Source organism: Pseudomonas sp. HMWF006 (genome assembly GCF_003061205.1).
GTDB classification, from domain to species: domain Bacteria; phylum Pseudomonadota; class Gammaproteobacteria; order Pseudomonadales; family Pseudomonadaceae; genus Aquipseudomonas; species Aquipseudomonas monsensis.
The window spans coordinates 479-9,365 of record NZ_QAIU01000414.1 but is presented as its reverse complement, the minus strand read 5'-3'; the positions used below and the strand labels follow the sequence as shown (position 1 = coordinate 9,365).

General features: G+C 62.0%; 6 protein-coding genes. 1 reads left to right on the top strand and 5 read right to left on the bottom strand.

The features are described 5' to 3' along the window. The 5 genes from DBR24_RS17090 to cobG form a co-directional block, all read right to left on the bottom strand. The coding region (locus DBR24_RS17090; RefSeq protein ID WP_305889047.1) for a TcdA/TcdB catalytic glycosyltransferase domain-containing protein at positions 1 to 3,351 on the bottom strand (3,351 nt) is incomplete at its 3' end. A gap of 304 nt (positions 3,352 to 3,655) precedes the next feature. Then, the gene (cobJ, locus tag DBR24_RS17085; protein WP_128615330.1) at positions 3,656 to 5,356 is read right to left on the bottom strand and encodes a precorrin-3B C(17)-methyltransferase; all 1,701 of its coding nucleotides are present in this window, start codon (positions 5,354 to 5,356) and stop codon (positions 3,656 to 3,658) included. Then, entirely contained in the window at positions 5,356 to 6,090 is a 735-nt protein-coding gene (locus DBR24_RS17080; RefSeq protein WP_371921307.1) for a precorrin-2 C(20)-methyltransferase, read from the bottom strand. Before DBR24_RS17080 ends, cobJ begins: the two co-directional genes overlap by 1 nt. After that, positions 6,087 to 6,713, bottom strand: a complete 627-nt coding sequence (locus tag DBR24_RS17075) for a precorrin-8X methylmutase (RefSeq protein ID WP_128615329.1) — start codon at positions 6,711 to 6,713, stop codon at positions 6,087 to 6,089. Before DBR24_RS17075 ends, DBR24_RS17080 begins: the two co-directional genes overlap by 4 nt. Further along, complete coding sequence (gene cobG / locus DBR24_RS17070; protein WP_305889046.1) at positions 6,706 to 8,004, bottom strand: precorrin-3B synthase; 1,299 nt, start codon at positions 8,002 to 8,004, stop codon at positions 6,706 to 6,708. The genes DBR24_RS17075 and cobG overlap by 8 nt, the downstream gene beginning before the upstream one ends. Before the next feature lie 132 nt (positions 8,005 to 8,136). On the opposite strand from cobG, the gene cbiE reads away from it, so the two are divergent. Further along, the coding region (gene cbiE / locus DBR24_RS17065; protein WP_128615332.1) for a precorrin-6y C5,15-methyltransferase (decarboxylating) subunit CbiE at positions 8,137 to 8,887 on the top strand (751 nt) is incomplete at its 3' end.

Sequence of the window (8,887 nt, the reverse complement as noted above, 5' to 3'; positions counted from 1 at the left end):
GGTCTTCACCAGCCGTTGCAGGTGCTGTTTGACCCGGCTCAGACGCGCATCGCTGGTACTGACCGTGCGGCTGTTTTGCGGTTTTTTGACGTCCACCATCGTCACCGAAAAACCAGCCTCCGGGGTCGCCCGCACCGTCTCCAGCAATGGCAGATAGTCACCGCTCAGTTTGTGTTCATCGCGGATACGCCGGGTGGCTTCATCGAGTTCCTGCGCCCAGTAACGAGCGTCCATTTGCGCCAGGCTGGCTCCCATTCGGGCATTTTCGTTCAGGGAACGGGCACGGCCGAGCGCTTGTTTGGCCCAGACTGACGACGTTTGAGAAGCCGGGTCCTTTGTCTGTAAAAAACTGTCCACACGCAGGCTGGATGAAAGCTGCCGTTCGGCGATCGCGGCGGTGTCCAGCTCGATGACGTTGAAGTGCGCTGCGTCGACATCACCCAAACCGTAAAGCGTGGCCAATGCGTGCTGGCTGTCATTCAGGTAATGCTCCACGCCGCGTTTTAAATCGGCGTGTCCGGCAAAGGTATAGAGCGCAAAGTTAGGGTCATAAAAACGATAGAACGTTTGCTCGCCCACCTGTACGTTGGCGACCAGCAGCGCATGATTACCGGTGTCGAGCAGCAGGACGGTCGGCGCGGTTTTCGCCGCCAGCGTCTGCATCACGCTGTCGAGGCGCTGTAAGCCTCGAGACTCTCCAAAGGCCTTGCCGGACACGTCCTGAAGCTCACCCAATGCGTTCAACAACGCCTGCGACTCAACGTCCTGCGGATGTTGCGCAGCATGACCGACACGCGCGACCAGTGCACGTTCGGCCGGCTCACCGGCCGCCATGGCTGCGCCCATCAACAGCGCCAGCGGATAGCAGCGCCGCCCCGGGTCACCCGTGCCGAGCATCAACAGATCCTGGGGCACCTGCCTGCTGGAAAGCGCCCCGGCCTGGAAAAACCCTTCGCGCACCCGTGCGCTGCGCTTGAGGATCCGGGTGGTGTATTCACGCTGCGCGGTACGATGGATGTGTCCGATGCGCTCGCCCCATTGCTTCAGTGTCAGCGCGTCATTCATCGCCAGCACCTTGAGCACGCGCGACGTGTGCGTGCCGTTCGCCACGCCCCGCGCCAGTGCGGCCTCGAAGGCCGGCGACTGGCGCTCGACCAATACCTTTTCAATCGCGTTATAACGGGCGAACAAGCCTTCATCGGAGGTATCCCGGGCAATGCTCATGACGTTCTGCCAGGCGCCGGCGAACCCGCTGGCATCCAGGCTCGTCGCGCCAAACAGGCCACCGAGCATGACGCGCTGCAAAGGACTCAACTGCTCAGCCAACAGAGAGCCGTGGGCCACGTGCGAAAACAGTTCGTTGAGGTTGCTGGTGGGTTCAGCCCCCAGAGAAACGGGAATCTCACCTGCCGGTTGTGTGCGTATTTGCTCACGACTGTCGAAGTCGATGGAAAACGCTATCGGGAAGTTAATGTCACCACTCAACTTGTCTCTCATTGCGCGAGTGAACGGTTCACCGAGGTCATCAATCAGTTGCTGCAGTACCGAGGTCAACAGCACCGGTTTGCCTTCAATGACCGGCCAGCCTTGTTTGAAGGTCAGCGTATGCTGCCTGAGCAACCCGGCCAACTGACCCACGTAACGTGACTTGAGTTTGCCCGTGCGCCATTTCTCCTGCTCGTTCCTGAGCCATTCATGTTCATCGCCATTCACCGTCCAGCCGGAGATCCGTTCCTCTTCAGTGGAAACGTTATAGCCCTCGACCAGTTTCAGGCGACTACGGATCTCATTGATCTGATCGGGTTGCAGATGCTGTTCGATATACCGGGTAAGCCCTGCGGCAGCCGCCCCCGGTCCGGTAAGGGTGATGGTGCCTCGCGCATCGACGCGTATCCCGTCCTGATAATAGGTCCGGATGGCGTCAATCAATTTGGACGCTGAAAAATGAATCTTGGAATCAGGCAACTTGCCCAGCGCCTGCATTTCATTCACGACGTTTTGAATGACGTCCAGCAAACGCCCCTCATCGGCGAAGTCGATACCGGCGACGATTGATCGACGCTCGACTTCCTGCAGGCAGTCATAATTCAGGCGGATCATCTGCATGTAGGCCATGACCATGGCACTGCCTGGATGGGCGATGAAGTGCGCATTCATTTCCCCGGTGACCGCACTTCCATGAGCCGTTCCCAAGCGCATGGCATCTTGCGGTGCCGCGTGCTCCTTCGGTGCAACGAAGATCTCATGGACACCCGGCTTACTGTGCGCGAACGCCGTCAGCGCCGCGTCGGCCGCAGTGGGAATTTCACCGGTTATCTCCAGGTAACGCAGTGGATCGCGCCCCGGCATCAAAGCCTCGTTGTGATCCAGTAGCAGTTTCAGAATCCCGAGTCGCTGGTTGCCGTTAAAGTCACTGATATCGACAGCGCCCAACTTCTCGGCCAGCGGCGGCAAGTAGTCCATGTCGCTGTAGCGACCACCCTCCAGGTACTCGGCCTGTAACCGCACGACATCGCTCGCTGCCGCGAAGTTGCCACGCATGGCAATTTCACGCTGGTAGACATCGTGTAAAAAGTGCCCGGCAAACTCTTGGCGAACGTCACGTAACTGCAAGTCCGTTGCGACCATTGCCCGATGCGTTTCCAGGCATTGCTGGCGAAAGTTTTCCAATGTCGCCCGATCCTTGCCGTAGGCGCGCACCATCAAGTCAATGCGCGCCTGGTCGGCGTTACCGCGCCACTGGGGTTGTTCCAGGAACGCGAACATCTGCTGTTTCAGCACCCGCGCGCGATCTTCGATCATTTGTGACAACACAGCGGGTTTGCTCAGCGTGTCGCCTCCCGCCTCCATCGCATCCACTCTGGCAGCGTCGAGAATCACCCGGTTCATTTCAAAGGCCAGCAACGCATCGCTGTCGTACCAGAGGTTGAACCGGTAACCCTGTGGTTCGAGGATCTGGCGCCAGATGTTCATGTAATCACGCTGGTTGACGCCGACTTCACTGCCACCGACCCAGACAAAGTGCATGATTTTCGGCACGGGCCGGCCTTCATCCTTGAGCAGGGTTAGCGTGTCCGCCATGCGCGCGATGGACTTGTTCAGTTGCGATCTGATCTGTTTGACGTCCCCTAACACGGGCGTTGTCTTACGCTTGATCAGTAACTCCAGCAATTCCTTGAAGAGCTTCACCGACAGCAGTCTTTCGTTGTGATCGGTTGTTTGCATAGCCCTGTTGTAATGCTCTGACAACGCCGTGTGTTCAGCGCTACCGGTAAACTCACCAAGTGTTTGTTGCATTTGCGAGTAATCTTCAGCGGAAATGAACTCGCGCAACTTATCGTTAGTTTCCATTATTACCTTCCTTGACTAAATAGAATTACCGGAAGGAAATCTATTCTGCAAAAACGGCATATTCAAACCTCAATAAGCTCAAACAATATCCAGCGAAACAACGAATAACACTTATCCCGCCCGCGCGAATGACCCGGCAATATATTTAACTTTCCATTTATCCTGCCACCGCACGCAAAAAGCCGCCAATCAATATGATTGGCGGCTTTTTCATTCAAACTAATTATTCAACTCAAAAGATTAACTGCATGTCACGCCAAGGGAAGTTACTTACAACTTGGCTCGGCGTTTACCGCCACTATTATCAACCAACAGGCTTTTCACCATACCAACGAGGCGTGTAAACCCATGTCTTTCCATCGGCGCGCGCGAACGTGCAAGTGGTCGAAGAACCGATCAGCACCATGGTGCGCATGTCCACTTGGTCCGGCGTCAATTCGCCCAGGGTCGTTGTGCGCAACGTCTGCCCCGGACGCCCGATATCGCGCCCCAGCACCACCGGGGTTTGCGGCACGCGATGGCGGGCGACGATCTCCAGTGCGCGTCCCAGCTGCCACGGGCGGGCACGCGAGATCGGATTATAGAAGGCCAGTGCCAGGTCCGCTTCTGCGGCCAGATCCAGACGCTTCTCGATGATCGACCACGGTTTGAGGTTGTCCGACAGCGACATCACGCAAAAGTCATGACCCAGCGGCGCGCCGGCCTGCGCGGCGGTTGCGAGAGACGCTGAAACACCCGGCAGGATTTCCAGATCGACGCTGTGCCAGGCCGGATCGCTCGATTCATGCAGCGCTTCGAGGACCGCCGCCGCCATGGCGAACACCCCCGGATCGCCGGACGACACGACGATCACCGAACGGCCGGCAGCGGCCAGGCGGAAGGCGTGGCGGGCACGTTGCATCTCTTCGCGGTTGTCGGTGCAGTGTTGCACCTGATCGTCGCGAAACGGGCCGGCCATGCGCACGTAGGTTTCATAACCGAGTACGTCGGTGGCGCGGGCCAATTCAGCCTTGACCGCCGGCACCATCAGTTCGGCAGCGCCGGGGCCGAGGCCGATCACCGCCAGACGCCCGCGCGGGCGACCGATGCTCGACACCTGCAACGGCTGCTCGGCAACCGCGATGGCCAAGCCGTTGGCGGTAACCACGGCAGTCCCGGGCACGGCGGCGCGCACAAGGGCTTCGATGTCCGGTTGCGCCGCTACAAAGCGCAGCGGCACACCCAGTTCGAGCGCCGCTTCACGCAGGTTCGCAGAAGCGATTTCGCTATCGGCTGCGACCAGACAGGCCAGCGATTGCAGCGCAACTTTCGCCTGCTGCAAGCTGGCGCGTACAGCATTTGCCACATCGTCAACGGCGGCGCTGACCGCCACCGCGACACTGCGCGGATAGATCAGCAACTCATCCGACCTCGCCGCGCGTACGCCGCTGCCAACATGAATGGCACGCTGCGCCTGCGGGTCTTGCGGCAACTGCGCCTGATCCAGCCACGGCGCCGCACCTTCGATGCGTACGCTGTGCCCGGCGAGCAAATCGGAGACGAAACGCTTGCCCGCCTCCAGATCAGCCAACGCGTAGCCACTGGGTGGATTGAGCAGGCAGGTACCAAACCGCAATTCGCCACTGGTGGTAATGGCCGCCGTCACCTGTAATCCGGCAGCAATGTCACGCGCCATGACATTCACCCCGCCCAATCCGCCAAGCAGCGGCACGACGGCGCTGCCGTCTTCGGCCACCGCAAGCACGGCAGGTTCGACGCCCTTTTCCAGCAGCAGCGGCGCCAGTGTGCGGATGACAATCCCGGCGGCGCACAAGGCAATGATCGGCGTGTCCTGTTGATACAACTCGCGCAGGGTCTCGCCGAACGCCTGATACACCAGGTCGGCGCCCTCGACACGGCCAGCCAGGCCATGGATCTGCGCTGCCGGATACACCTGCTGGATGCGCCGGGCGGTGGCCAGGCTGGCCTGACCGAGAATGACAATAGCGGGGGTGGATTGAGTCATCAGCCTTGCCACCGTTCGCCCGGCACAATGATCAGCGAGAAGTACGGCGAGGACATCGGCTCGACCTGATCCATCGGCACGATCTTCTGGTTGGCCATGGTTGCGCGTTCGACGTACAGCGCGCGCTCGGCCAGGCCCAGCTCTTCGAGCACCTGACGTACTTTGGGGAAGTTGCGCCCCAGCTTCATGATCACTGCCGCGTCGGCATCGGCCAGACGTCGCTTCAATTCTTCGTGAGGCAACACGCCGGAAAGCACCGACAGGCTTTGATTGCGATACACCAGCGGCGCACCCAGCACCGAGGCGCCGCCGAGCATCGAGCACACACCCGGCACCACCTGCGCTTCGTAACGCGTGGCCAGCCGGTCATGCAGGTACATGTAGGAGCCGTAGAAGAACGGATCGCCCTCACAGATCACCGCCACATCACGGCCGGCATCCAGATGCGCCGCGACGGTTTCGGCGGCTTCATCGTAAAAATCGCTGATCACTTGTTCGTAGGACAATGGCGCCGGCAGCGCTTCGGTGGTCACCGGGTACACCAGCGGCAGCAGATTCTGCGCCGCTTGCAGGTGCGCTTCGATGATGCCGAATGCGTTGCCTTTTTTGCCTTTGGCCACGAAGTACGCCACCACCGGCGATTCACGCAGCAGGCGCAAGGCCTTGACGGTAATCAGCTCCGGATCACCGGGGCCGACGCCCAGGCCAATCAAACGTCCTTTGGCCTGCATCATTCGATCTCCGTGGCGAGGGCATTGACGGCGGCGGCCGCCATGGCGCTGCCACCGAGGCGGCCCTGCATGACCACGAACGGTACGCCACGGCTGTCGGCGGCCAGTGCGGCTTTCGATTCGGCGGCGCCGACGAAGCCCACCGGGAAGCCGAGGATCAGCGCCGGTTTTGGTGCGCCGGCGTCGAGCATTTCCAGCAGATAGAACAGTGCGGTCGGTGCATTGCCGATCACCACCACACTGCCTTCCAGGTGCGGACGCCAGAGTTCCAGCGCCGCAGCGGAACGGGTGTTGCCCAGCTCACGGGCCAGCTCCGGCACGCTGTCGTCGCGCAAGGTGCAGATCACTTCGTTGTTGGCCGGCAGGCGCGCGCGGGTCACGCCTTCGGAGACCATCCGCGCATCACAGAGGATCGGCGCACCGGCGGCCAGCGCATCACGCCCGGCCTTGCCGGCACCTTCGGAAAATTGCAGACCGTCAACGGCCTCGACCATGCCGCAGGCGTGGATCACCCGCACCGCGAGTTTTTCCAGATCGGCCGGGATGCGCGCCAGATTGGCCTCGCTGCGAATGATCGCGAAGGAGTTGCGATAGATCTCCTGACCGTCGCGGATGTAATCAAGCATCAAGGGGGCTCCGGGAGCGGGCGTCGAGCAGGGTCGCGGCCGCTTCAATAGTAAGGTTGCGTGCGTGCAGCGTGCCGAAACCCGGCAGCGTTGCATCGCGAAAATAGAGGTCGTAATGACCGGGGCTGACCGCCAGCAAGGTGGCCGGTGCACGGTGCGCGGCGGCGCAGGAGCGCGGGCAGCCGGTGAGGTGCACATCCAGTGCTTGCGGCAACAACCTCGCCAGCCGCCGGGCATCCTGCTTGGTGTCGGCCAGTCCTTTGCCGCAGCCGTTGGAGCCGGTGCAGGCAATCAGGTGTGCCAGCGGCTCGCGGGATCGGGTCAGCAGGTTCAGTTGCTCAAACGCCGCCAGGACGGCAGCCGCGTCGGTTGCCTGCACATTCGGTATCAGCAGACTTTGCCAAGGGGTGAAGCGCAGGCTGCCATCGCCGAACTGGCGGGCCAGGTGTGCGACACCGCGCAGCATCGCTGGATCAAGGCGCCCCAGCGGCGGAACGGCACCGATGTAAACCAGACCCGCGGTGTTTTGCGGATGAACGCCAATGTGCAGATTGTCCGCTGACAGGGGGCGCTGCCAATGGCGGATAGCGGTGATCGGCAGGCGTGATCTCAGTTGTTCGAGAAACGCCAGCAGCGGCAGTTCGTCGAGCAAATGGCGCATACGCGTCTGCTCGGGTCGGGCCCGCTCAAGGAACAACTCCAGCACCGCCACCACCAAGGCATGGCCGTTTTCCAGCGACACGGCAGCGACCGCGGGATCCGTCGGACATCCGGCCAGACCGAACGCCAGCAACGTTTCACCGTCGCGTTCGAACGCCGACAACCACAGGTCATGGGGATGTTCGAGCATCGCCAGCGCTTCGCCGCCGTCCAGTTGCACGGCGAACTTGGCGCTCAACGCATGGAAACGTGGATGGCTTTGCAGTGTGTCGAGAATCTGTCCGGCCAGTGCACGGGTGTCGAGGCGCATCTGCCGGTCGATGCCGGCGGCTGGGCTGAGCATCAGGTTGCGCACATCGTCGCCGGCAGCAGTGCGTGGCCCGAGATCCGCAGCCAGCAGGGTGTCGATCAGTGCCGCGCTCTGCTGACCGATCCCGCGAATCTGCAGATTGGCGCGATTGGTCGCCTCGATCACCCCGCCGGCGAACTGTGCGCCAGCATCGGCCACTGCATCGGCCTGCTCAGCGCTGATCGCACCGCCATTGAGCTTGATCCGGCAGATGCCGCCGTCCAGCGCCTGGACAATGCGCAACAACCCCGGGCAGGCCGAGGGGCGTAAGGCGGTGGACATCGGGCGTTCGTTCAAGGGGCTGACCGGCTGCGTGGGAAAGGCGCTTCGCGGGCGAAGGCGCGGTATTATGCCTGCTTTGTCCGGCGGCATGAAAAGTCTGCCCGTCGGAACGGCGTGTTTAGAGGAATATAGATGTCACCCTGGCTGACGGTTGTGGGAATCGGTGAAGACGGCTTCAAGGGTCTGGGCAAAAATGCCCGGCGTGCCCTGATGGGCGCCTCGCGGATCGTCGGCGGCCAGCGGCAGCTGGATTTGCTCCCGGTGTGCATCCGCGCCGAGCGGCAGTTGTGGCCGAGCCCGTTCGCCCTCGCCCCGGTGCTGGAGCGGCGTGGGGAGGCGATCTGCGTGCTGGCCAGCGGTGACCCGATGTTCTATGGCGTCGGCGCCAGCCTCGCGCGGCAACTGCCGAGCGACGAGATGCTGATTCTGCCGGCGCCGTCCTCCTGCGCACTGGCCGCCGCGCGACTTGGCTGGCCATTGCAGGACGTGGTGACGCTGTCGCTGGTGTCCCGGCCGCTGGCGGCGCTGAATGCGCCGTTGTCCAGTGGCGTGCGACTGTTGTTGCTGAGCAACGACGGACAGAGCCCGGCGGCGGTCGCGCAGCTATTGCGCGAGCGCGGTTTCGGCGCGAGCCGGATGTGGGTGCTGGAACATCTGGGCGGCGACGCCGAGCGGCGCATCGCGGGCAACGCCCATGACTGGGCCAACCCGCCGATTGCCGATCTGAACGTGATCGCCATTGAATGCCGCGCCGACGCACACGCCCCGCACCTGTCGCGGCTGGCCGGGCTGCCGGACTCGGCGTTTCAGCACGACGGTCAACTGACCAAACGCGATGTGCGGGCCATCACCCTCGCCCGCCTCGCGCCAATCCCCGGTGAAC

Excerpts from the sequence above, each read along its gene's own strand:
- cobJ (WP_128615330.1), bottom strand. The coding sequence starts at position 5,356 with ATGACTCAATCCACCCCCGCTATTGTCATTCTCGGTCAGGCCAGCCTG.
- DBR24_RS17080 (WP_371921307.1), bottom strand. The coding sequence starts at position 6,090 with ATGATGCAGGCCAAAGGACGTTTGATTGGCCTGGGCGTCGGCCCCGGT.
- DBR24_RS17075 (WP_128615329.1), bottom strand. The coding sequence starts at position 6,713 with ATGCTTGATTACATCCGCGACGGTCAGGAGATCTATCGCAACTCCTTC.
- cobG (WP_305889046.1), bottom strand. The coding sequence starts at position 8,004 with ATGTCCACCGCCTTACGCCCCTCGGCCTGCCCGGGGTTGTTGCGCATT.